22 protein-coding genes are annotated in these 22,399 nt (G+C 76.6%); 12 read left to right on the plus strand and 10 right to left on the minus strand.

What is annotated here, in order from left to right; genetic code table 11:
• Positions 1–273: 273 nt before the first annotated feature.
• A complete protein-coding gene (locus G6556_RS04170; RefSeq protein ID WP_166938865.1) occupies positions 274–837 on the minus strand; it encodes a TetR/AcrR family transcriptional regulator in 564 nt (187 codons plus the stop codon).
• A 109-nt stretch (positions 838–946) separates the two neighbouring features.
• On the opposite strand from G6556_RS04170, the gene G6556_RS04175 reads away from it, so the two are divergent.
• Both G6556_RS04175 and G6556_RS04180 read left to right on the plus strand, forming a co-directional pair.
• On the plus strand, positions 947–1,858 hold the full coding sequence (locus G6556_RS04175) for an SDR family oxidoreductase (protein WP_166938867.1): 912 nt from the start codon (positions 947–949) through the stop codon (positions 1,856–1,858).
• 109 nt (positions 1,859–1,967) lie between these two features.
• Positions 1,968–2,588, plus strand: a complete 621-nt coding sequence (locus G6556_RS04180; protein WP_166938868.1) for a dihydrofolate reductase family protein — start codon at positions 1,968–1,970, stop codon at positions 2,586–2,588.
• Between the two features lie 10 nt (positions 2,589–2,598).
• On the opposite strand, the gene G6556_RS04185 is transcribed toward G6556_RS04180, so the two are convergent.
• Positions 2,599–3,315, minus strand: coding sequence for a hypothetical protein (locus G6556_RS04185; RefSeq protein ID WP_166938870.1), 717 nt, complete (start codon positions 3,313–3,315; stop codon positions 2,599–2,601).
• A 152-nt stretch (positions 3,316–3,467) separates the two neighbouring features.
• On the opposite strand from G6556_RS04185, the gene G6556_RS04190 reads away from it, so the two are divergent.
• Together G6556_RS04190 and G6556_RS04195 are read left to right on the plus strand one after the other, a co-directional pair.
• Positions 3,468–3,668 (plus strand): hypothetical protein, encoded by a 201-nt coding sequence (locus G6556_RS04190; RefSeq protein WP_166938872.1) that lies wholly within the window; start codon positions 3,468–3,470, stop codon positions 3,666–3,668.
• Positions 3,669–3,712: 44 nt separating this feature from the next.
• Entirely contained in the window at positions 3,713–4,750 is a 1,038-nt protein-coding gene (locus tag G6556_RS04195; protein ID WP_166938874.1) for a DNA glycosylase, read from the plus strand.
• A gap of 19 nt (positions 4,751–4,769) precedes the next feature.
• Here G6556_RS04195 and G6556_RS04200 read toward each other — a convergent pair whose 3' ends face one another.
• Positions 4,770–5,213 carry a GNAT family N-acetyltransferase gene (locus G6556_RS04200; RefSeq protein ID WP_166938875.1) on the minus strand — a complete coding sequence of 148 codons (444 nt, stop codon included), beginning with the start codon at positions 5,211–5,213 and terminating at the stop codon, positions 4,770–4,772.
• A gap of 105 nt (positions 5,214–5,318) precedes the next feature.
• Here G6556_RS04200 and G6556_RS04205 point away from each other — a divergent pair, with 105 nt between their 5' ends.
• On the plus strand, positions 5,319–5,585 hold the full coding sequence (locus G6556_RS04205) for a LapA family protein (protein WP_166938877.1): 267 nt from the start codon (positions 5,319–5,321) through the stop codon (positions 5,583–5,585).
• A 3-nt stretch (positions 5,586–5,588) separates the two neighbouring features.
• Here G6556_RS04205 and G6556_RS04210 read toward each other — a convergent pair whose 3' ends face one another.
• Together G6556_RS04210 and G6556_RS04215 are read right to left on the minus strand one after the other, a co-directional pair.
• On the minus strand, positions 5,589–6,248 hold the full coding sequence (locus G6556_RS04210) for a DUF1684 domain-containing protein (RefSeq protein ID WP_166938879.1): 660 nt from the start codon (positions 6,246–6,248) through the stop codon (positions 5,589–5,591).
• A gap of 12 nt (positions 6,249–6,260) precedes the next feature.
• Complete coding sequence (locus tag G6556_RS04215; protein WP_346774715.1) at positions 6,261–6,464, minus strand: hypothetical protein; 204 nt, start codon at positions 6,462–6,464, stop codon at positions 6,261–6,263.
• 63 nt (positions 6,465–6,527) lie between these two features.
• On the opposite strand from G6556_RS04215, the gene G6556_RS04220 reads away from it, so the two are divergent.
• Positions 6,528–7,475: an LLM class F420-dependent oxidoreductase gene (locus tag G6556_RS04220; RefSeq protein ID WP_166938881.1), complete on the plus strand. Its 948-nt coding sequence runs from the start codon at positions 6,528–6,530 to the stop codon at positions 7,473–7,475.
• Here the strand turns inward: G6556_RS04220 and G6556_RS04225 are convergent.
• On the minus strand, positions 7,456–8,718 hold the full coding sequence (locus G6556_RS04225) for a glycosyltransferase 87 family protein (protein ID WP_166938882.1): 1,263 nt from the start codon (positions 8,716–8,718) through the stop codon (positions 7,456–7,458). The two genes, G6556_RS04220 and G6556_RS04225, sit on opposite strands and share 20 nt — an antisense overlap.
• A gap of 217 nt (positions 8,719–8,935) precedes the next feature.
• Between G6556_RS04225 and G6556_RS04230 the strand changes: the two genes are divergently transcribed.
• Positions 8,936–10,273, plus strand: coding sequence for a solute carrier family 23 protein (locus tag G6556_RS04230; protein WP_166938884.1), 1,338 nt, complete (start codon positions 8,936–8,938; stop codon positions 10,271–10,273).
• A gap of 22 nt (positions 10,274–10,295) precedes the next feature.
• Here G6556_RS04230 and G6556_RS04235 read toward each other — a convergent pair whose 3' ends face one another.
• Both G6556_RS04235 and G6556_RS04240 read right to left on the minus strand, forming a co-directional pair.
• Positions 10,296–10,976, minus strand: coding sequence for a LytR C-terminal domain-containing protein (locus G6556_RS04235; protein ID WP_166938886.1), 681 nt, complete (start codon positions 10,974–10,976; stop codon positions 10,296–10,298).
• Positions 10,966–11,274, minus strand: coding sequence for a type II toxin-antitoxin system VapB family antitoxin (locus G6556_RS04240; RefSeq protein WP_147794834.1), 309 nt, complete (start codon positions 11,272–11,274; stop codon positions 10,966–10,968). Before G6556_RS04240 ends, G6556_RS04235 begins: the two co-directional genes overlap by 11 nt.
• Before the next feature lie 185 nt (positions 11,275–11,459).
• Between G6556_RS04240 and G6556_RS04245 the strand changes: the two genes are divergently transcribed.
• The gene (locus G6556_RS04245; RefSeq protein WP_166938888.1) at positions 11,460–14,330 is read left to right on the plus strand and encodes an EAL domain-containing protein; all 2,871 of its coding nucleotides are present in this window, start codon (positions 11,460–11,462) and stop codon (positions 14,328–14,330) included.
• Here the strand turns inward: G6556_RS04245 and G6556_RS04250 are convergent.
• Positions 14,222–16,711: a hypothetical protein gene (locus G6556_RS04250; RefSeq protein ID WP_166938889.1), complete on the minus strand. Its 2,490-nt coding sequence runs from the start codon at positions 16,709–16,711 to the stop codon at positions 14,222–14,224. The genes G6556_RS04245 and G6556_RS04250 overlap by 109 nt on opposite strands.
• Before the next feature lie 136 nt (positions 16,712–16,847).
• On the opposite strand from G6556_RS04250, the gene pheA reads away from it, so the two are divergent.
• Positions 16,848–17,810 (plus strand): prephenate dehydratase, encoded by a 963-nt coding sequence (gene pheA / locus G6556_RS04255; protein ID WP_166938891.1) that lies wholly within the window; start codon positions 16,848–16,850, stop codon positions 17,808–17,810.
• A gap of 9 nt (positions 17,811–17,819) precedes the next feature.
• Here the strand turns inward: pheA and G6556_RS04260 are convergent, their stop codons facing one another.
• Positions 17,820–18,992 carry a diacylglycerol kinase family protein gene (locus G6556_RS04260; RefSeq protein WP_166938893.1) on the minus strand — a complete coding sequence of 391 codons (1,173 nt, stop codon included), beginning with the start codon at positions 18,990–18,992 and terminating at the stop codon, positions 17,820–17,822.
• 120 nt (positions 18,993–19,112) lie between these two features.
• On the opposite strand from G6556_RS04260, the gene serS reads away from it, so the two are divergent.
• The 3 genes from serS to G6556_RS04275 all read left to right on the plus strand — a co-directional run bounded on the left by serS (position 19,113) and on the right by G6556_RS04275 (position 22,367).
• On the plus strand, positions 19,113–20,408 hold the full coding sequence (gene serS, locus G6556_RS04265; protein WP_166938894.1) for a serine--tRNA ligase: 1,296 nt from the start codon (positions 19,113–19,115) through the stop codon (positions 20,406–20,408).
• A complete protein-coding gene (locus G6556_RS04270; protein ID WP_166938896.1) occupies positions 20,405–21,226 on the plus strand; it encodes an HAD family hydrolase in 822 nt (273 codons plus the stop codon). Before serS ends, G6556_RS04270 begins: the two co-directional genes overlap by 4 nt.
• A gap of 88 nt (positions 21,227–21,314) precedes the next feature.
• The gene (locus G6556_RS04275) at positions 21,315–22,367 is read left to right on the plus strand and encodes a LacI family DNA-binding transcriptional regulator (RefSeq protein ID WP_166938897.1); all 1,053 of its coding nucleotides are present in this window, start codon (positions 21,315–21,317) and stop codon (positions 22,365–22,367) included.
• The last annotated feature ends 32 nt before the right edge of the window (positions 22,368–22,399 follow it).

Genomic DNA, 22,399 nt, shown 5'->3' on the forward strand with positions numbered 1-22,399 from the left:
GCTGCGGGATGACGGGGGTCCCGGCCGGGGCGCGCCTCAGGCGCGGGCGGGGGACCGCTGGGACGTCAGCGACACATTCGACAGCGGCACCGCACCGTCGGCACGACGACGGACCCCGCGGGGAGCGGGGTCGCGTGGGCGTGCTGGACGGCGGACATGCCGACGAGTCTGAGCAGCCCCGCGTGACGTGTCAAGGGTGACCGTCGCGCCCGGTGCGGGCTCGCTGGTCACCGCCCGGCGGCCGCTCGCGGCGCCGTCCGGTCCGTGGACTCCTCAGCCGGCGGCGAGCGCGCGCAGGTCCGCCAGCGCGGCCCGCACGTGGTCGTCGAGGCCGCGCCCGCCGTCGCTCGCGACCCACGCCTCGAACCCCACGCGGAACGCCGCCACGGCGGCCTCGGCGGCCAGCGCGGCGGCGGGTGCGGCGACGCCGCGCTCGCGCAGCGCGGCGGCGACGGCGGTGCCGAGCGCCGCCATCTTGAGCAGCTCGCGCTCCTGCAGGCCCGGGTTGGCCGCGACGACGCCCGCGCGGGTGCGGGCTCGCTCGTACCGGTCGGCCAGGGCGTCGCAGCCGCGCACCACCCCGGCGCCGGCGGCGTCGAGCGGCCCCGCGTCCGCCGGTGCCTCCGCGACCCCGGCGACCGCCAGGCGCTCCAGGGTGTGCGCGCCGTCGAACAGCACCTCGCGCTTGTCGGCGAAGTACCGGAAGTAGGTGCGCTCGGTGACGCCGGCGCGCTCGGCGATGTCCTGGACGGTGGTCTGCTCGTAGCCGCGCTCGGCGTACAGCTCCAGCGCGGCGCGCGCCATCCGGCCCTGCGCGTCCGGCTCCCAGCGTCCCATCCGGCCAGTGTAGTGATGGCAGCGCCTGACATCAGGCGTACGGTGATGACAGCGACTGACATCACGGTCGCCCCGGGTTCGCCCGGGTGCTCGTCCCTGGAGGACTCCCATGCGTGTGTTCGTCACCGGTGCGTCCGGCTGGATCGGCTCGGCCGCCGTCCCCGAGCTGCTCGCCGCGGGGCACGACGTCGTCGGCCTCGCCCGCTCCGACGCGTCCGCCGCCGCCCTCGCGGCGGCCGGCGTCGAGGTCCGGCGCGGCGACCTCGACGACCTCGGGGCGCTGCGGGCCGGCGCCGAGGACGCCGACGCCGCCCTGCACCTCGCGTTCAAGCACGACTTCAGCGACTTCGAGGCGTCCGGCCGCACGGAGCGGGCCGCCGTCGCGGCGATCGGCGACGTGCTCGCCGGCACCGACCGGCCGCTGCTGCTCGCGTCCGGCATCGCGGGGATCGCGCCCGGGCGGCTGCTCACCGAGGACACGGCCTCGCCGTACTCCGACCCCGACGCCCCGCGCGGGGCGAGCGAGACCTACGCCCTGGGGCTCGCCGCCCGCGGCGTCCGGCCGGTCGCCCTGCGGTTCGCGCCCACCGTGCACGGCTTGGGCGACCACGGGTTCGTCGCCGAGCTGGTGCGGGTCGCCCGCGAGCGCGGCGTCGCGGGGTACGTCGGCGACGGAGCGAACCGGTGGCCGGCGGTGCACCGCGCGGACGCCGGGCGCCTGGTCGCGCTCGCCCTCGCGCGGGCGGCCGCGTCGGGCGACGTCCCGGTGGTGCACGCCGTCGGCGAGGAGGGCGTGCCCGCGCGCGACATCGCCGAGGCGATCGGCCGCGCGGCCGGGGTGCCCACGGCGTCGGTCGCGCCCGAGGACGCCGCCGCGCACTTCGGCTGGATCGGCGGGTTCTTCGCCCTCGACCTCCCGGCGTCCAGCGCGCTCACCCGCGAGCGGCTGGGCTGGGAGCCGACCGGGCCGACGCTGCTCGCGGACCTGGCGGCGGGGGCGTACGCGACGCCCGCCCGCTGACGCGGACCCGGTGCGAGCGGGGGGCTAGGCACGCGCCGCGCGGGTGGGGTGTCATGGGGGACCCGGCACCGGCGCGGCGCGCGTCCACCGCCCGAAGGAAGGACCGTTGATGGCGACGATCGTCTCCACCCTGTTCATCTCGCTCGACGGCGTGGCCGAGATCGACCCGGCGTGGCACTTCCCGTACTTCGACGACCACATGGGCGCCGCGGTCACCGAGGACTACGCGGGTGCCGACGTGCTGCTGCTGGGGCGGGTCACCTACGACAGCTTCGCCGGCGCGTGGCCGGAGCGGGAGGCAGCCGGGGACGTGGACGCCGCCTACGCCAAGCAGCTCGGGGACACCCGCAAGCTCGTCGCGACCCGGGGGACCGCCGACCTGGGCTGGCGGAACGCCGAGCGGGTCGAGGGGGACCTGGTCGAGGCCGTGACGGCGCTGAAGGCCGAGCCCGGCGTCGGCAAGGTCGTCGTGCCCGGCTCGCTGTCCGTGGTGCGGCAGCTGCTCGCCGCGGGGCTCCTGGACGAGCTGCGCCTCCTGGTGCACCCGGTCGCCGCGCGGGGCGGGGAGCGGCTGTTCGACGAGGGGTCGCCGATCTACCCGCTGCGGCTGCTCCGCTCGGACATCTTCCCGACCGGCGTGGTCCGGCTGGTCTACGCGCCGGGGGAGCTGCCGAACGCGCACGGCTACGACGACGTCAAGCCCGACGTCCCGCTCGCCGACCAGGGCTGAGCCCCCGGGGTCAGCCCGCGAGGGCCGCCGTCGCCGCCTCGACCGCCGTCCGCGCCTCCTGGGCGGCGGTCGCCGCGCCGATCACGGTGTCGATGTCCTCGGGGTCGACCTCGGCGGCGCGGGCGGTCGCGGCGGCGTCGAGCGCGCTCTGCAGCGCGGCGCGCGCGTCGGCGTCGCCCGTGCCCGCGGCGAGCGCCTGCTGCCCGGCGGCCACCGACCCGTCGAGCGCGGCGAGCGCGGCCTGCCGGGCCTGCTCCTCCTGCTGCACGTCGTAGTAGTAGGTGTCCTCGAAGACGGCCTGCGTGGCGTCCTGCACCGCCGCCAGGTGGGCCACCGCGGCGTCATGCGTCTCCGTCACGGCCGCGGCCTGCTCGGCGAGGGAGCCCTCGGTCGGAGCCGTGGTGTCCAGGGCCTCGGCCTCGGCGAGCGCGTCGGCGAGCGCGGTCCCCAGGGTGGGGTCGAGCATCCGGCCCTCGGCGGAGGCCAGCCCCTCGTGCGAGGAGTCGATCTGCTGCTGCAGCTCGAGCGCGACCGGCGCCAGGTCGGCCAGCGCCGCGTCGAGTGCGGCTCGGTCCTGCGCCTGCGACCGCTGCGCCGACGCGAACCAGACCCCTCCCGCGACGAGCAGCAGGACCACGACGACGGCGGCGACGGCGAGCCGGGTCCGGCGCGCGCGGTCACCCGGCGTGGTGGTCGTGGTGGTCGCCGGCGGCGTGCTCGTGGCCATGTCGTGCCCCCTGTTCCGGTCCGAGCGGTGCAAGCGCAGCGTACCGGCGGGCAGACGCGGTCGCGGCTCTGGCTGTGCGCCCGCTGTGCCTGGCACCATGGACCCATGACCAGCCAGGACGCCCGCCGGGCCCGCGCGCTCCGGGTGCTGCCGTGCTGACCGGCGTCGTCGACCAGGCGCTCGAGCTGCTGCTGCGGGTGACGGCCGCGCTCGTCGGCCACGTGCTGCACGGGCGGGCCGCCGTGCACGAGCTCGCCGCGGCGTGGACGTGGTCGGCGGCCGTGTGGCCGGCGGTCGCCCTCGTGGCGGTCGCGCTGCTGGCCGGGCTGTGGACCGCGTTCTGGGACGACTGAGCCCCCGGGCCGCGGGTGTCGGGGGTGGCCCCTAGCCTGGGCGCATGCCCGAAGGTCACACCGTCCACCGCATCGCCCGCCAGTTCGCCCGGGACTTCGTCGGGCACCGCGTGGCGGTGTCCTCGCCGCAGGGCCGGTTCGCCCAGGGCGCCGCGCTGCTCGACGGGCGGGAGCTGCTGACCTCGGCGGCGGTCGGCAAGCAGCTGTTCCTCGGGTTCGCGGGCGGCCACGTGCTGCGGGTGCACCTCGGCCTGTACGGCGCGTGGGACTTCCTCGGCGTGGTGTCGCCGCTGACCGAGGGCGGCGGCGCCGTCGCCAGCCTCGGCGCGCCGCGCGTCCGCCGGTCGGTGCGGATGGGCGAGGGGGAGCGCGAGGGCGACGAGGGTGCCGAGACCGAGGACTTCCCGCCGGAGCCGGTCGGCCAGGTGCGGGTGCGGCTCGCCACGGAGCAGACCGTGGCCGACCTGCGCGGCCCGACGGCGTGCGAGGTGCTGGACCCCGCCGCGACGGCCGCGGCGCTCGCGAAGCTGGGCCCGGACCCGGCGGTCGAGGACGACGTCCGGGCCCGGATGGCCGACCCGCACGCGGTGGCCGCCGCGACCGGCGCCGCCGCGCACGTCGAGCCGGGGGAGTCCGACCCCGCCGTCGCGGACGCGGTCGCGCCCGGACCCGGCACGGCGGCCGAGGTCATGGTGCAGCGGCTCACCGCCCGCGGCACGCCCGTGGGCCAGCTGCTCATGGACCAGGCCGTCGTCGCCGGCATCGGCAACATCTACCGCGCCGAGCTGCTCTACCGGGCGCGGCTCGACCCGCACACCCCCGGCAAGCGGGTGCCCGCGGAGACGGCACGTGCGCTCTGGGACGACTGGTCGGTGCTCCTGGCCGACGGGATCGCCACGGGCGTCATGCTCACCCGGGAGGACCTGGACGAGGCCGGCCGCGCGGCGGCGCTGCGCGACCCGGCGCAGCGGCACTGGGTCTACGGCCGCGGCGGGGAGCCCTGCCGGACGTGCGGGACGCCGGTGGTCGTCGAGGAGATGGCCGGCCGCAAGCTCTACTGGTGCCCGACCTGCCAGCGCTGACCCGCTCGCGCGACGCCCGTCAGCGCGGCGTCCGCACCATCGGCACGTGCGGGATGCCGTCCTCGTCGTAGTCGTCGCCCGCCCGCTCGAACCCGTACCGGCCGTACCAGGCCTCGAGGTGCGCCTGGGCGTGCAGGTGGATCGTCGCGTCCGGACCGCACAGGGCGATGCCGTGCTCCAGCAGCGCCCCGGCGACGCCGCGCCCGCGGGCGGCCTCGGCGGTGGCGACCCGGCCGATCGCCGGGTGGTCGCTGCCGGCGCGGAGCACCCGGATGGTGCCGAGCAGGACGCCGTCCTCGTGCGCCCACACCTGCAGCGAGTCGTCGAGCAGGTCCTGGCCGTCGAGCTCGGGGTAGGGGCAGGTCTGCTCCACCACGAACACGTCGACGCGGAGCCGCAGCAGGGCGTAGAGCTCGGCGGCGGTGAGGTCGGCGGGGGTGCGGGTCTCGATCGTCAGGGGCACGCCGGCCAGCGTAGGCGCTGGTGGACCCGGGCCCGGTGGGCCATGCTCGGGACCGGGGCGCCCCGGCCCGGCCCCTGACCGCACCGCGCCGAGGAGGACCCCGCCATGAGCAGCACGGAGACGCCCGTCAGCCGCCCGAACCCGGTCGTCACATTCCTGCAGCGCCGCTGGCTGAGCGTCCTGCTGGTGGTGCTGGCGGTGGTGTTCGTGGCGCAGAACCGGCAGCCCGTACGCGTGCACCTGCTCGCCACGACGGTCACGACGCCGCTGTGGGTGGCCCTGACCGCGATGCTGCTGATCGGGCTGGCGGCGGGCACGTTCCGGATCCGCCGCGCGGGCCGGGCCGGCCGCACCGGCCGCCGCGACCGCTGACGGCTACTCCAGCTCGAAGTCCGCCACGAGCTTCGGGTCGGGCTGCTGCTCGCCCACGGGCACCGCCGCCTGCAGCACGTTCCCGCGGGTCGCCAGCGGGCACGCCCACGCGGGGTCGTACGCGCAGGACGGGTTGTAGGCGAAGTTGAGGTCGAGGATCAGCCCGCCGTCGGTGGCCCGGCCGAGGTCCGCGTGCTTGATCGTGTCGAGCAGGTACCGCCCCCCGCCGTAGGTGCCCTTGCCCGCCGTGGCGTCCTTGACTGGGATGAAGATGCCGCCGCCGTAGGTGCGCAGCGCCCACACGGACAGCGAGCCCAGGCCCTCGAGCTCGACCCGCCCGACCCGGTCGAACGGCACGACGCCGTCGGTCCCGGTCGCGACCTCGAGCCGCTGCGCGGACGTCGCCCGCACCCGGACCTCGAACCGGAACGCCGGGTCGTACGGCGCGACCGACAGGCCCTCGAACACGGCCTTCGCGGCGTGGTGCAGCGGGGACGCGGCGTGCGTGGCGAACAGCTCGTCGCGGCGCGCGACCCACTCGGCGTGCGCGGCGGCGGGGTCGTCCTCGGCGAGCCGGCGGACGTCGGCGTACATCTGCGCGGTGCGCCGCCGCCAGTCCGCCACCGCGAGTGCGTCGAGGGCCAGGCCGAGCTGCGTCACCATGCCCTCACCGTCTCACGCGCGGGGCCGGCGGGCGGCCCGAGCGCGCCGGTCGAGACGCTGCAGCGCACGCACCTCCCGGACCGCGGTCGCCGCGCACACCAGGGCGACGACCCAGGCCCACGGGCGCCCCCGCAGCGCCAGCACGAGGCAGACGAGGGCCAGCGCCGTCGCGGCCAGCACGACGGCGAGGCTCGACCACCGGACGCCGCGCAGCACGCCCCGACGCTACCGCCGGGACGGTGGCGCGCCCCACCCCCGGCGCCGTGAAAGGCTGCCCGCATGGACCTGAGGATCTTCACCGAACCGCAGCAGGGCGCCACCTACGACGACCTCCTCGCCGTCGCGCGCGCCACCGAGGACCTGGGCTTCGACGCCTTCTTCCGCTCCGACCACTACCTGTCGATGGGCTCCGGCGACGGCCTGCCCGGCCCCACCGACGCATGGACGACGCTCGCCGGCCTGGCCCGCGAGACCAGCCGCATCCGGCTCGGCACGCTGGTGTCGTCCGCCACGTTCCGGCACCCGGGCGTGCTCGCGATCCAGGTCGCGCAGGTCGACCAGATGTCGGGCGGGCGCGTGGAGCTCGGCCTGGGCACCGGCTGGTACGCCGAGGAGCACGCGGCCTACGGCATCCCGTTCCCGGAGAAGCGGTTCGGCCTGTTCACCGAGCAGCTCGAGGTCGTCACCGGCCTGTGGGGCACCCCGGTGGGGGAGCGGTTCGACTACGCCGGCGAGCACTACACCCTGACCCGGAGCCCGGCGCTGCCGAAGCCGGTGCAGACGTCGCCGCTCGACGGGACGACGCCCGGGGTGCCGCTGATCGTCGGCGGTCTCGGCCCGAAGAAGACCCCGGCGCTCGCCGCGCGGTTCGCCTCGGAGTTCAACCTGACGTTCCCGCCGCTGGACGTCGTGGGCGAGAAGCTCGAGACCGTCCGGGAGGCGTGCCGCGCGATCGGCCGCGACCCGCAGACGCTCACGATGTCGGCCGCGCTCGTGCTCGCGGGCGGCCGGGACGACGCCGAGGTCGACCGCCGGGCGGCGGCCATCGGCCGCGACCCGCTGGAGCTCCGCGCGGTGGGCATCGCCGGGACGCCGACCGCCATGGTCGACCGCCTCGGCACCCTGGCCGAGCAGGGCATCAGCCGGGTCTACCTGCAGGTGCTCGACCTGCACGACCTGGACCACCTCGAGCTCGTCGCGTCCGAGGTCATGCCGCAGGTGCGCTGACCTCCCGCGCCCCGGGCGTCCCGGTGGCCCGCGACCCCGCGCCACCCGCGCGGGCCAGGTCGCGGGCCACCGTCACGGCCAGCGCGACCAGGAGCACGTTCCGCAGCACCAGGACCAGCGACGGCCCCGCCTGCTGCGCGGTGATGCCGTCGTAGGCGATCGGGAACACGACCTGCGTCAGCCCGGCGACGACGAGCACCAGCACCGCCGGCACCCGCCAGGACCGCAGGCCGCCCGCGCCGGGCCGCGCCAGGCCGACGACCACGGGCCCCGCGAGCCAGCCGACGAACTGCGGCGAGCCGACCTTGTTCGCGAGGATCAGCGTCACGGCGACCAGCAGCGCCCCCCGCGCGAGGAACCCGGCGGTGTCCAGCCGGTCGCCGCCGCGCAGCCGGACCCAGGTCAGCAGCGCGGTGACCGCGGCGAGCGCCACCGGCAGCACGACGCCGAGCGCGCCGGCGACGGCGGCCGTGCCGGGGCCGGCGATCTCCCACGTGGTGATCTCCTGGTTGAGCACGACCCGCACCGGCTCCCCGCCGATCCCGCCCGCGATGCCGGCCAGGACGAACGGCGTCGCCGCGACCGACTCGACCTGCAGGCCGCGCTCACCCTGCTCGGTGAGGAAGCTCGTGAGGTGCCCGAGTCCGCCACCGGCGGCGACGACGCCGGCGACGACCACGCAGACCGCCGCGGCCGGCAGCACCAGGTCCCGCCACGGCCGCCGCAGGACGAGCACCAGCGGCAGCAGCAGCGCACCGGGGGCCACCTTGACCCAGGCGCCGAAGGTGAGCAGCGCGGACGCCACCGCGGGGTGCCGCAGGGCCACCGCCAGCGCGACCACCACGACCGGTGCGACCACCGCGTCGAGCCGGCCGACCGCGACCGGGCCCAGCAGCAGCACGAAGGCCAGCCACCACCACGCGCCGACGGCGGGGTCCCGCGCGGGCGGCACGACCTCGCCGCGGACCGCGCCGTCGCGCGCCGGGCGCCCCGCGAACCGCAGCAGGACCACGACGGCCACCGCGTCGAGCAGCGTGATGAGCACCGACCACGCCACGGCGTACGGCTGGGTCCCGACGGCGTCCACCAGCGCGGGCAGCAGCATCGGCAGCACCGCGCCGGCGGGGTAGACCCAGTCGCCGTCGAGGACCGGCCAGACGCCCTGGTGCAGCCCCTGCCACATCCACCAGCGGTACAGGTCGAGGTCCCAGAACGCCCGCAGCGGGATCAGCACGGTGCCCACGTAGGCGATCCAGCCGTGCACCGCGACGAACGCGGTCCACAGCGCGGCGCGCGAGCGCAGCAGCCGGTCGATGGGGCACCTCCACGGCGGTCGGTCACGGGCCGGGCCACACCCTACGCGCGCCCGGTGGGCGGACCCGAGCGGGTGACGCGTCACCCGCTAGCCTGCCCTGCGGCGCGCGGACCGACCGGGGCGCCGGTGGCGGAGGAGGACCGTGGTGAGCGCGATCGGCTGGCGGGTGCACGGCGACGGCAGGAGGGTCGAGCCCGGGGCGGTCGTCGCCCCGGACGAGCGGCTGTCCTGGCCGCGGACCATCGGCATCGGCATGCAGCACGTGGTCGCGATGTTCGGCGCGACGTTCCTGGTGCCGCTGCTGACCGGCTTCTCCCCGGCGACGACCCTGCTGTTCTCGGCCGTCGGCACCGTCGTGTTCCTGCTGGTGACCGGCAACCGGCTGCCGTCCTACCTGGGGTCGAGCTTCGCGTTCATCGGCCCGATCGTGGCGGCGACCGCCTCGGGCGGGCAGTCGGCGGCCGTGGGCGGCATCCTCGCCACCGGCCTGCTGCTCGCGGCGGTCGGCCTGGTGGTGCACCTCGCGGGCTCGCGGTGGATCGACGTCGTGATGCCGCCCGTGGTGACCGGCACCGTCGTCGCCCTGATCGGCTTCAACCTCGCGCCGACGGCGTGGGGCACCTGCGACGAGACGGGCGCGTGCAGCGGGTTCCGCGCCGCCCCCGTCACCGCCATCGTCACCCTCGGGGCGATCGTGCTGTCCGCGGTGCTGTTCCGTGGCATCCTCGGCCGGCTGTCGATCCTGGTCGGCGTGGTCGTGGGGTACGTCGTCGCCACGCTGCGCGGCGAGGTCGACTTCACCGCCGTGGGCGACGCCGACTGGTTCGGCCTGCCGCAGTTCGTGGCCCCGACCTTCGAGCCCCGGCTGCTCGGGCTGTTCCTGCCCGTGGTGTTCGTCCTGATCGCCGAGAACGTCGGCCACGTGAAGTCCGTCGCCGCGATGACCGGCAAGGACCTCGACCCGCTGACCGGCCGCGCGCTGCTGGCCGACGGCCTCGCCACCACGTTCGCCGGCCTGGGCGGCGGGTCTGGCACGACCACCTACGCCGAGAACATCGGCGTCATGGCGGCGACCAAGGTCTACTCGACCGCCGCGTACTGGGTGGCCGCCGCGACCGCGCTGGTGCTCAGCATGTCGCCCAAGTTCGGCGAGCTGATCAACACGATCCCGGCCGGCGTCCTCGGCGGGGCCACCACCGTGCTCTACGGCATGATCGGCGTGCTCGGCGCCCGGATCTGGGTGCAGAACCGGGTCGACTTCTCGGACCCGGTGAACCTCACGACCGCCGCCGTCGCGCTGGTGGTCGGCATCGCGAACTACACCTGGGCGGTCGGCGACCTGACGTTCGAGGGCATCGCGCTCGGCACCGCCGCCGCGATCGGCGTCTACCACGTCATGCGCGGCGTGGCCCGGTGGCGTGGCACCAGCCAGGAGCCGGCGTCGCCGGCGTCCGTCCCGGGCGGCGTCGAGCTGGAGCGCTGACGCCCCAGCGGCCGGGGGCGGCTCAGCCCTCGGCCGCGGGCTGCTCCTCGGCCGGGGGCTCGGTCGCGGGAGGCGGGGTGGCCTGCGCGACGGGCGTGACCTGGTCCAGGGCGATGCAGCCCTCCGGCACGGCGAACGGCTGGTCCGCGACCAGCACGACGTCGGCGGCCGCCACGAGCGCGTTGTACGAGGACCCGACCACCACGTCGACGGTGGCGTCCGCGCGGGTGTCCAGCACCAGCTGCGGGGTGTCGAACTGCGCGGCGACGGTGTACGCGGCCGCGACGCCCTGGGTGCCGAACTGGATCAGCGCGGTGCCGGTGTACGTCGTGTAGCCCATCTGGCTCGCGTTGAGCTGCTGGCCGATGGTGAAGCCGCGCGACGCGAGCGCCGAGGCGGTGTCGCCCGCGAGACCGACCCGGCTGGTGCCGTTGAGCACGTTCACCGACACCTCGCCGTACGGGACGGGGGTCGCGCCCTCGGGAGGGCACGGCGAGTTCACGGCCGCGAGGCCGGTGGGCTCCGGGGACGAGAAGTCCCGCGACAGGAACGGCAGCGAGACGTTGCCGGTGTAGACGGCGGCGGCGCCGAACGCGGCGACGGCGAGGCCGCCCAGCAGCACGCCGAACACGACGGCCTGGCGCTCCCGGGTGTGCCGGCGGCGGCGCTGGCGCGCGGCGTCCGGCGTGCGGTCAGCGCTCATCGGACTCGATCACGAGGACCCGGGCGTGCAGCACGGGCCGCTGCTGCAGGGCGGCGCGCACCGCGCGGTGCAGCCCGTCCTCCAGGTACAGGACGCCGCGCCACTGCACGACGTGCGCGAACAGGTCGCCGTAGAACGTCGAGTCCTCGGACAGCAGGTTGTCCAGGTTCAGCGTGCGCTTGGTCGTGACCAGCTCGTCCAGGCGCACCTGGCGCGGCGGCACGTCGGCCCACTGCTTGGGCGTGACCAGGCCGTGGTCGGGGTAGGGCCTGCCCTCGCCCACGGACTTGAAGATCACGGACGCGAGTGTAGGTGAGACGGGCCTGCTCCGGGGCAGCGGCTCGCGGATGGGTGGTCCCCGGAGCGCCACCCGGGTGAACTTCGCGCCCGAGGTCGCCTGCCCGGGCCCGGTGGCCGATGGGACGGGTACGGCGGGCCCGGGTCGGCAGGGCGCGCCGCCGCAGGCCCGGGGAGGGGGTGCGCATGCACGACGACGCGCGTGGTCGTGCCCGCAGGCGGGTGCGGCTGGTCGTGGCCGTGCTCGTGCCGGTCGGGCTGGCGCTGTCGCTGCTCGCCTCCGCCGTCGACGCGTACCAGCAGCGCGAGCGGGCGGAGCAGGCGACCCGCGCCGGCCTCGCCGTGTCGGCGGAGGCCCTGGTCGCGCGGCTCGGCGGCCAGGTCCGGGTCGCGTCCACGTCGGCGTCGCTCCTGACCCCGGCCGCCGGCGCCTCGTGGGACGACGCGGCCGCGGCGTGGGAGAGCCACCTGCGGGTCCTGGCCGGCGCACCCGCCCTGGAGGCGGACCCGGCCGCCGGACCCCGGCCCGGGCCGGTGCTCACCTCGGGGGTCGGGTGGCTGCCGGCGCCCGCGAGCCCCGCGGACCGCGCCGGCGCCGTCGACCTGCGGCCGGCGGGGGGAGCGGCCGTGCCGGGCGACGTGCACGTGACCCGGGTCGTGCGGCTCGGGTCGTCCTCGCTGCTCGACGCGCTCGCCGGTGGTCCGGCCGGCGGCGCGGGATCGGCGGCCCCGGGAGCGGCGGCCCCGGGGGTGGCGGCTCTCGCCGACGCGCTCGCCGACGCGCGCGACTCCGGCCAGCCGGTGCTCAGCGCCGCGTACCCGTCGCAGGCGCTCGCGGTCGACGACTCCGACGCCGGCAAGGTCGCGCGCGCGGGCAGCGCGCCCCAGGTGGAGGCCGCGATCGCGGTGCCGGTCTACGACGCGGGCGAGGCCCCCGGCAGCACCGGGGAGCGTCGACGACGGCTGCTCGGCTGGACCGTGACCACGTTCGCGGTCGCGCCGCTGCTCGACGCGGTCACCGCCCGGCCGCGGGACGCCGCCCTGGTCAGTGACGGCGGGACGGTGCTCGGGGTGCTGGCCGAGGACCGCGACGCCCGGGCGGAGGCGGGCGGCGCGCTCGTCGTGGCCGTGCCGGTCGCGGGACGCACCTGGACGCTGGCCGCGGAGCCGAGGGACGCCCGCGGGCCGCTGGCCCCGCTCCCGCTGCTCGGCGGCGCGGTGCTGACCGCGCTGGTCGTCAGCCTGATCGCGTCGCGGGCCGCCGCCGAGCTCCGGGCGGTCGAGCTCGCCGCCGACCGCACCCGGGCGCTCGCCGCCCGCACCCGGGACCTGGAGTCGATCACCCGGAACACCCCGGACGCCCTCGCGCGGGTGGACGGCGACGGCCGGCTCCGGTTCGTCAACGCCGCGATGCGCCGCGCCGCCCGGGTCTCGGACGTGGACCTCGGCTCCCTCGTGGGGGACCTGGCCGGCCGGTCCCCGGTGATGGACTCGGTGCGCGCGCTCGCCCACCACATGATCGCGATCTCGGCGGATCCGGGCGGGGACGCCGACACGGACCCCCGGCGGCTGATCAGCATGTCCGCGCACGTCGGCGGCCACTGGTACGACGTCCGGGCGGTGCCCGAGCGGGGCGCGGACGGCACCGTCGACTCGGTGCTGGTCGTGGCCCGGGACGTCACCCGGTTCCGCGACGCGCAGGACCGGCTCACCCACGCGGCGACCCACGACCCGCTCACCGGCCTCGCCAACCGGGACGTCGCCCGGGAGCGGGCGGTCGCCGCGCTGGCCACCTCGCGCACCGGGACGGCGCTGCTGCTGCTCGACCTCGACCGGTTCAAGCTCGTGAACGACTCGTACGGCCACGTCGTCGGCGACCAGCTGCTGCAGCGCGCCGCCGCCCGGGTCGGCGCCGACCTGCCGGACCGGGCCGTCGCGGCGCGGCTGGGCGGCGACGAGTTCGTGGTCCTGCTGCCGGACGCGACCGCCGCGACGGCCGAGGAGGTCGCGCTGCGGCTGGTGGCGGCGTTCGACGAGCCGTTCGCCGTCCGGGACGAGGAGTTCGCGGTCGGCTGCTCCGTGGGCGTCGTGCACGCCGAGCCCGGCCAGATGGTCTGGGACGAGCTGCTGCGGTGCGCCGACGTCGCGATGTACCGCGCGAAGGCCGCGGGCGGCGGCTGCCACCAGTGGTACGAGGAGCACGGCGCGGACCACGCGCGGCAGCGGCTGACGATGGCCGCCGACCTGCGTCGCGCGACGGAGGAGGGCGAGCTGTCCCTGGTCTACCAGGCGGAGGTCGACCTGGTCACCGGCCGGGTCGAGGGGGTCGAGGCGCTGATGCGCTGGACCAGCCGCACCCGCGGCCCCGTGTCGCCGGCCGAGTTCATCCCGGTGGCCGAGGAGACCGGCCTGATCGGCGAGCTCGGCGCCTGGGCGCTGGACCGCGCGCTGGCCGAGGTCACCGCGCACAACCGGAGCACCGGCGCCGGGCTGCGGGTCTGGGTGAACGTCTCGCCGCGGCAGTTCGCCGCCGGGCAGGACCGCGCGGACCTGATCACGCTCGTCGTCGACCTGCTCGCGGCCTACGACGCCCCGGCCAGCTGGCTGGGCATCGAGGTCACGGAGAGCGCGCTCGCCGACGACGCCCGGGCCGTGCCCATGCTGCGGGCGCTGCGCGAGCTCGGGGTCGGCGTCGCGATCGACGACTTCGGCACCGGGTACTCCTCGCTGTCCCGGCTGCACGACTACCCGGTCACGCTGCTCAAGATCGACCAGTCGTTCGTCCAGGAGCTCGGCGGCTCCGGCGCCGCGGGGCCGCGCGCGGCGGGCGTGGTCGAGGCGGTCGTCGCGCTCGGCCGGTCGCTGGGCGCCGACGTGATCGCCGAGGGCGTGGAGGACGAGCCCCGGTACGCCGCCCTGCGCTCGCTGGGCTGCGACCTCGCCCAGGGCTACCTGTTCGGCAGGCCCTGCGCGTTCGCCGACGCGGTGCGGCCGGTGTCCGTCCCCGGGCCGGTGCTGCCCGGGATGGTCGGCGCGAGGCTGCCCGCCCCGCGCTGAGCCGCCGGCTGCTGCAGCAGCATCCAGGTCGCGCACGCCGCCGCCAGCAGCGGGACCGCGAGCCCGATGCCGGTGGCCGGGACCACCACGCCGGAGTCGTTGAGCGCGAAGCCGAGGCCGAGCGTGGTGGCGAGCGCGACCAGGCCCTTCATCAGCATCGGCGCGTCGGTGCCGATCTGGCGCAGCGGCGCGCCCGCGGACAGCCAGGCGTACGGGCCACCGTCCGGGGCGCTCACCGCGGACCGCGCCGGGCGGCCGACCAGCAGCACGACGAGCAGCAGGCCGCCGATCGCGAGCAGGGTCTGCTCGCTGCCGAACAGGATGCGCAGGTTCGTCTCGCCCTTGCGCACCAGCACCGTCCACAGACCGCCGTCCAGCACGGTCTCGATGAAGGCGCCCAGGTGGGTGCGCTGGTCGGGCGGCCGCAGCCAGTCGGCCACCGCGATGCCGACGACGGTCACGGCACCCGCGGCCAGGACGGCCAGCACCCGGCGCCAGGTCAGGCGGACACCGGCGGTGAGCAGCGCGAGGATCGCGAAGCCCGGCACCAGCGCGGGCGGGCCGCCGAAGTCCGCGCCGATCGACGGCGCGCCGTCGACCACCACGGCGACGACCCCGACCGCGGCGACCACCGCCACCGCGAGCCCCCGGCGCCCCGCGCGCAGCAGCGGGTCGGCGAACGCCACCGCGGTCAGGATCATCGCGGTGGCGAACAGCGCGAACGCCGGGTTGCCGAAGCCGTAGAACCGGCCGGCCACCAGCGAGCCGGGCCCCATCATCGAGTCCAGCGCGAGCCGCGCACCCGTGGCCACGTCGACCGCGAGCACGAGTGCGGTGAGGCCGCCGACCGCGCCCATCGGGCCGAGCAGCCGTCCCCGCCACCACGGCGGGACCAGCGTCACCGCGACGATCGCCGCCACGAACAGCGCCACGGCGCCGGCCAGCGCCCACGACGGGGTGCTGGACCGCCACCACGGCAGCAGGTTCGCCAGGAAGGTGGAGACCGGCACCGCGGCCACCGCGACGGCACCGACGCGCAGGCCGTGCAGCACGCGGCGCGGGTGCCCGGCGCCCGGGGGCCGGCGGCGCACCCGGGACAGCAGGCGGGACCACCAGAGCCGGACCCGGTTGTTCAGGCCCACGACCACCAGCAGGTACAGCGCGAGGTTCAGGCCGACCCACAGCACGTAGAACCCGCCGACGAGCGGCGCGGCCGCCTGCGCGTGCCGGTTCTGGTCGATGAGGTACGCCACCCGGGCGCCCGCCGTCGCGTCGTCCGGGCTGTGCCGGATCAGGGAGCCCACGAGCGCGCCGGTGGGTGCCCGGTCGCGGATCCCCAGCGCCTCGAGCACCGTCGGCGTGATGTCCGTGGTCTGCAGGAAGCCGTCCTGCCGGGTGGACGACGACCCGATGAGCCCGCCGTCGTAGCGGCCGCCGTCGGCCGTGGGGCCCGACGCGGCGGCGACCTGCAGGTTCGAGCGCCGGGAGGAGTCGGCGACCGAGAACAGCAGCACCGTCGCGTCCTCGTCGGCCTCGGCGACCGCGTCCAGCACCGCCCCGATCCGGGCGTCGATCTCCTGCACCTGCTCCGCGCGGGTCGGCTCGATCACCACGTCCGCGCCGGACAGCGGCGGCTCGTCCTGGGCGTCGGTGGGCACGTCGGAGTCCGCGTCGGACCGGCCGCGCGTCTGGTAGCCCGGGTCGCGCACGGTGCCGGCGTCGACGACCACCAGGCCGGACCCGGCCAGCGCGGTCGTGACCGCGTCCTCCAGCCCCGCGGCGTCGGCCGGCGCGCGCACGTGGGTGCCCACCGGGTCGCCGTCCGCGTCGGCGAGCGCGATCGCCGCGCCCGGGCCGATGCCGGTGGCCGGCACGCCCGCGGTCGCGACGGTGTCGCCCAGCAGCCCGAGCCGGGAGTCGTACGACGACGCCCGCATCGCCTCCTGGTAGTCCGCCCAGCCGGGGACCGCGCCGTTCGACAGCGGGTCCCGCAGGGTGCGGCAGGTGCCGTCCGCGACCGCGAGGTCCGTGGCGCGCCCGCCCGCCGAGACGGCGAGCCAGCCCATCGACGGGCAGGTGAACGAGATCGCGCTGCGCACCACGGTGGTCCCCAGGGACGCCGACCGGGACAGCTCCCACAGCGCCGGGGTGGTCAGCGAGCCCAGGTCGTCCCAGCGCAGGCCGGCGACCCCGACCAGGACCACGGGGGCGCGGTCGGCCTCGTCCGCGCCGTCCGCCGCGGCGGCCCGGGGTGCGCCCGCGACCCAGCCGACGGCCACCGTCAGCAGCGCCGCGAGGGTCGCGGCGAGCGCCCGGGCCGTGGCGGTGCGGGCGGGCGCGGGTCGCGCGGACGCGCGCGGCTGAGGCGTGGACAGGGGCACCGGCCCAGCGTACGGGCGCACTACTGTCGGACGCGTCGTCGGGAGCGACCCGTCGCGGCACGTCCACGCGCGCCGCACAGGGCGCGCACGGCCCGGCCACACCGCCAGCCCGGCGCCCGCCCCCAGGAGGTCCACGATGCCGCGTCCGCGCTACGCCTACCTCGGCCCCGCGGGCACGTTCACCGAGGTCGCGCTGCGGCAGGTCGTCGGCCCCGAGGACGCCGAGTACCTCCCGCAGACCGACGTGGTGAGCGCGATCGAGGCCGTCCGGTCCGGCGCCGCCGACCACGCGGTCGTCGCGATCGAGAGCATGATCGAGGGCGGCGTCACGGCGACGCTCGACGCGCTCGCCGTCGGCGAGCCGCTCGTGCTGCAGCGCGAGGTGCTGGTGCCCGTGGGGTTCTCGCTCGTCGGGCGCCCGGGGGTGGCGCTCGCGGACGTCCGCCGGGTGGCCGCGCACCCGCACGCCTGGGTGCAGTGCCGGCGCTGGCTCGGCGAGCGGCTGCCCGGGGTGCTGCACGTCGCCGCGTCGTCGAACACCGCGCCCGCGGCCCTGCTCGCGGACGCCGGCCCCGGCGCGGACGCCGAGACGCTGGGCTTCGACGCCGCGCTCGTGCCGCCGGCCGCGCCCGCGCACTACGGGCTCGAGGACCGCGTGCTCGCCGAGGGGGTCGCCGACAACCCGAACGCCGTCACCCGGTTCGTCGTCGTCGGCCCCCCGGGGGAGGTCCCGCCGCCCACCGGCGCCGACAAGACCACCCTGGTCGTGCACCTGCCCAGCAACGAGGCCGGCGCGCTGCTCACGATGCTGGAGCAGTTCGCGGCCCGCGGCGTGAACCTGTCCCGGATCGAGTCCCGGCCGATCGGCGACTCGCTCGGCCGGTACTCGTTCTCGATGGACGCCGAGGGCCACATCTCCGAGGAGCGCATGGGCGAGGCGTTCATGGGCCTGCACCGGGTGTGCCCGCACGTGCGCTACCTGGGCTCGTACCCGCGGGCGGACCGGCAGGCGGCCGACGTGCACATCGGCACCGCCGACGCCGACTTCCGCGCGGCCCGGGACTGGCTGCGCTCGGTGCGCGGGGGCGCGTCGGTCTGAGCCGGGGCGTCAGGCCGGGGCGACCCGGACGACCAGGGCGCCGGGCTCGACCCGCGCCGACAGCTCGGTGACCTGCCCGATCACGTCGCCGTCGACCTGCACGTACTCGCCGCCCGACACCTCGACGTGCACCTCGCGGGCGCGGGCGTGGTCGATCCGGCCGATCTTCGCGGGCAGCTGGCTGCGGACGCCGACGCCCTGCAGCACCACCTCGCCGAACAGCTGCGCCCAGCCCGCGACGCCGCCGCGGGTGTCGATCGCCGCGACGTCCAGCCAGCCGTCGTCCAGGACGGCGTCGGGCAGCAGCGTGATCCCGCCGGGCAGCCGGCCGCAGTTGCCGATCAGCAGGCTGCGGACCCGCGCGGGCTCACCGGGGGCGTCGTCCAGCCGGACCGTCGTCCGCAGCCGGCGCCCGTGCAGGTGCTTGATGCCGGCGACGAAGTAGGCGACCCAGCCGACCTTCGCCTTGAGGTCGTCGTCCGTGTCCGCGACCATCGCCGCGTCGAAGCCGACCCCGGCGATCACCAGGAAGATGTGGTCCCGCGGGATGTCGGTGTCGGCGGGCAGGTCGTCGGCCGCCTCCGCGATGTCGTCGTCGACCCGCGACTCGTACCTCAGGACCTTGAGCCAGCCGACGTCGATCGTGCGGTCGGCGCCGTCCAGCGCGATCTGGAGCGCCGCGAGCGGGTCGCCGATCGGGATGTCCAGGTTGCGGGCGAGCAGGTTGCCGGTGCCGACCGGGACCAGGCCCATCGGGACGCCGGTGCCGACCAGCGCCTCGGCGACGGCCCGCACCGTGCCGTCGCCGCCGAGCGCCACGACGATGTCGGCACCGCGCGCGACGGCGTCCCTGGTCTGCCCGATCCCGGGGTCCTCCAGGGTGGTCTCGAGCCACAGCGGCTCGGGGAGGTACTGCTCGGCGCACGCGCGCCGCACGGTCGCACGGAGGTCGGGCACGTCCGGCTTCGACGGGTTCGCGACGAACGCGACCAGCGGCCGGTGCGGCTCGGGCTGGGCGGGCGTGACGACGGAGACGTGGTTGCTCGCCGCCGTCCCCAGGATCTGGCCGGCCCGGTCGGCGCGGCGGCTCGCGGCGGTCGCCCGCCACGTCGCGCCGGCGACCACGAGGGCGACGACGGCCAGCACGGTGGCCACGACGGCCAGCCATCCCTCCCAGGTCATGCGAGGAATCTACGCGGCAGGTGCGCCGCGCCGCCCGCAGTTCGGCGCCCGGCGCGCGGCTCGGCGCACCCGGCGACCCGCGGGGGCGGCCGTGCGGTGGCGGTCGGTAGGCTCGGGAGCGTGATCGATCTCAAGCTGCTGCGCCAGGACCCCGACGTCGTGCGCGCGAGCCAGGTGGCCCGCGGCGACGACCCGGCCCTGGTCGACCAGGTGCTCGACGCGGACGCCCGCCGCCGCGCCGCGCTCACCGACTTCGAGAGCCTGCGCGCGGAGCAGAAGGCGCTCGGCAAGAAGGTCGCCTCCGCGCAGGGCGAGGAGAAGCAGTCCCTCCTGGCGCACGCGAAGCAGCTCGCGGAGCAGGTCAAGGCGCTGCAGGCCGACGCCGACGCCGCGGACGAGCTCGCGACCGAGCTGGCGCGCCGCATCGGCAACGTCGTCGAGGACGGCGTCCCGGCCGGCGGCGAGGACGACTACGTCGTGCTGCGGCACGAGGGCACGCCCCGGGACTTCGCCGCGGAGTACGGCGCGGAGTTCGCGGTCCGGGACCACCTGGAGCTCGGCGAGGGCCTGCGCGCGATCGACACCGAGCGCGGCGCCAAGGTCTCGGGCGCCCGGTTCTACTACCTGACCGGCATCGGCGCCCGCCTGGAGCTGGCGCTGCTGAACGCCGCCGTCGATCTGGCGCTCCAGGCCGGTTTCACGCCGGTCATCACGCCGACGCTGGTCAAGCCCGAGGTCATGGCCGGCACCGGGTTCCTCGGCGCGCACGCCGACGAGATCTACCGCCTCGAGGCCGACGACCTGTACCTGGTCGGCACCTCCGAGGTGGCGCTCGCCGGCTACCACTCGGGCGAGATCCTCGACCTGTCGGCCGGGCCGCTGCGGTACGCCGGCTGGTCGGCCTGCTACCGCCGCGAGGCCGGGTCGTACGGCAAGGACACCCGCGGCATCATCCGGGTGCACCAGTTCCACAAGGTCGAGGCGTTCTCGTACACGACCGTCGAGGACGCCGCGGACGAGCACCGCCGGATCCTCGGCTGGGAGGAGCAGATGCTCCGGCTCGTGGACCTGCCGTACCGGGTCATCGACACCGCGGCGGGCGACCTCGGGTCGAGCGCGGCCCGCAAGTTCGACTGCGAGGCGTGGCTGCCCAGCCAGCAGCGGTTCCTGGAGCTCACCTCCACCTCCAACTGCACGACGTTCCAGGCGCGCCGGCTCGGGGTGCGCGAGCGCACGGCCGAGGGCGAGGTCCGGCCGGTCGCGACGCTGAACGGCACGCTCGCGACGACGCGGTGGATCGTCGCGATCCTGGAGAACCACCAGCAGGCCGACGGCTCGGTGCGGGTCCCGGAGGGCCTGCGGCCGTACCTCGGCGGCCTCGAGGTGCTGGAGCCCGTGGGAGGCGGATCCCGATGACCCACCCGCGCACGGCGGTCGGCACGCTCGTCGCCCTCGACGTCGACGGCACGCTGCTCTCCTACGACGGCGCGCTGTCGCCCGCCGTGCGCGAGGCCGTGTCCGGGGTCCGCGAGGCGGGGGCGCACGTCGTGCTCGCGACCGGGCGGGGCGTGCGCAGCGCCGTGCCCGTGGCCACCGACCTCGGTCTCACGACGGGCTGGATCGTCTGCTCCAACGGCGCCGTCACGGCCCGTCTCGACCCCGACGCGCCCGAGGGGTACGAGGTCACCAGCACGACGACGTTCGACCCCGAGCCCGCGCTCCGCGTGCTCCAGGCCGAGCTGCCGGACGCGCTGTTCGCGGTCGAGGACCTGGGTCGCGGCTTCCGGGTGTCCCGGCCGTTCCCGGACCACGAGCTCACCGGCGACCAGCGGGTGCTGCCGTTCGACGAGCTGGTGGCGCAGCCGGCCACCCGCGTCGTCGTGCGCGACCCGGGCAGCACGCCGGAGGAGTTCCGCGAGCTCGTCGAGCGCGTCGGCCTGCACCAGGTGTCCTACGCGGTCGGCTGGAGCGCGTGGCTCGACCTGACCCCCGGCGGGGTGTCCAAGGCGAGCGCCCTGGAGGAGCTGCGCCGGGAGCTCGGCGTCGAGCCGTTCGCGACCGTCGCGGTCGGCGACGGGGGCAACGACGTCGAGATGCTCCGCTGGGCCGCGCGCGGCGTGGCGATGGGGCACGCGCCGGAGTTCGTGCGGCTCGCGGCCGACGAGGTCACGGGCACGATCGAGGACGACGGCGCGGTCGCGGTGCTGCGCAGCGTGGGGCACGCACCCGCCTGACGGGGCGGGACGAGCGGTAGCGCTCCCACGGCAACCGGTCGCCCGACAGGGTGGACCGGCCCCCGCGCCGGGGAGCACAATCCCCGCCATGGCGCACGGCATCGTCGACGTGGCCCGGGCTGCCGGGGTGTCCACCGCGACCGTGTCGCGCGCGCTGCGCGGCCTGCCGAACGTCACCGCCGCCACGCGCGAACGGGTGCGCCGCGCCGCCGACGAGCTCGGCTACGTGCCCTCGCCGTCGGCGTCGTCGCTCGCCTCGGGGCGGACCCGCACGATCGGCCTGATCACGCCGTGGGTGGCGCACTGGTTCTTCGCCAACGTCATCGAGGGCGCGGAGCGGGCGCTGCGGGTCGAGGACTTCGACGCGCTGCTCTACACGTTCGAGGTCTCCCGGGACGTGCGCCGGCTGCGGCTCGACCCGGACGTCCTGCGCCGCCGGGTCGACGGGGTGCTGGTCGTCGGCCTGCCGCTGGAGGCCGAGGAGGTCGCGGCGCTCGACCAGCTCGGCTACCCGCTGGTGTTCGTCGGGGCGGGCGCGCCGGGCCATGTCACCGTGGGCCTGGACGACGTGGGCACCGCGCGCCGGGCCGTCGCGCACCTGGCCGACCTGGGGCACACGGCGATCGCGCACCTGTCCGGGGAGCCCGACGACACGCTGCCGTGGTCGCCGGCCGTGCGCCGCGCCGAGGGCTGGCGGGCCGAGCTGGCCGCGCGCGGGCTCGCCTCGGAGGGGCTGGAGGTGCACGGGCACTTCGACGTCCGGGGCGGCCGAGCCTCGATGCACGGGCTGCTCGACGCGCGCCCGGACGTGACCGCGGTGTTCGCCGCGTCGGACGAGATGGCCATGGGCGCGCTGCTCGCGCTGCGGGACCGCGGGCTGCGGGTGCCCGACGACGTGTCGGTGGTCGGGGTCGACGGGCACGACATGGGGGAGCACCTCGGGCTCACCACGATGGTGCAGAACGCGCAGGACCAGGGGGTCACCGCGGCGTCGATGCTGCTCGAGATGATCACCGGCGCGCCGGTCCCGGAGGAGGTCGTCTTCCCGACCTCGCTGGTCGAGCGCGGGTCCACCGCCCCGCCGCGTGACCGAATTGTGACCACGCAGCACCCCGAAGAAGGTTGTGCGCCAGCCATGTAAACGCTTGCATGTAGCCCACGCACCGAGGCGCA

Origin of the sequence: Cellulomonas sp. IC4_254 (genome assembly GCF_011603975.1) — a bacterium.
GTDB lineage: Bacteria > Actinomycetota > Actinomycetes > Actinomycetales > Cellulomonadaceae > Cellulomonas.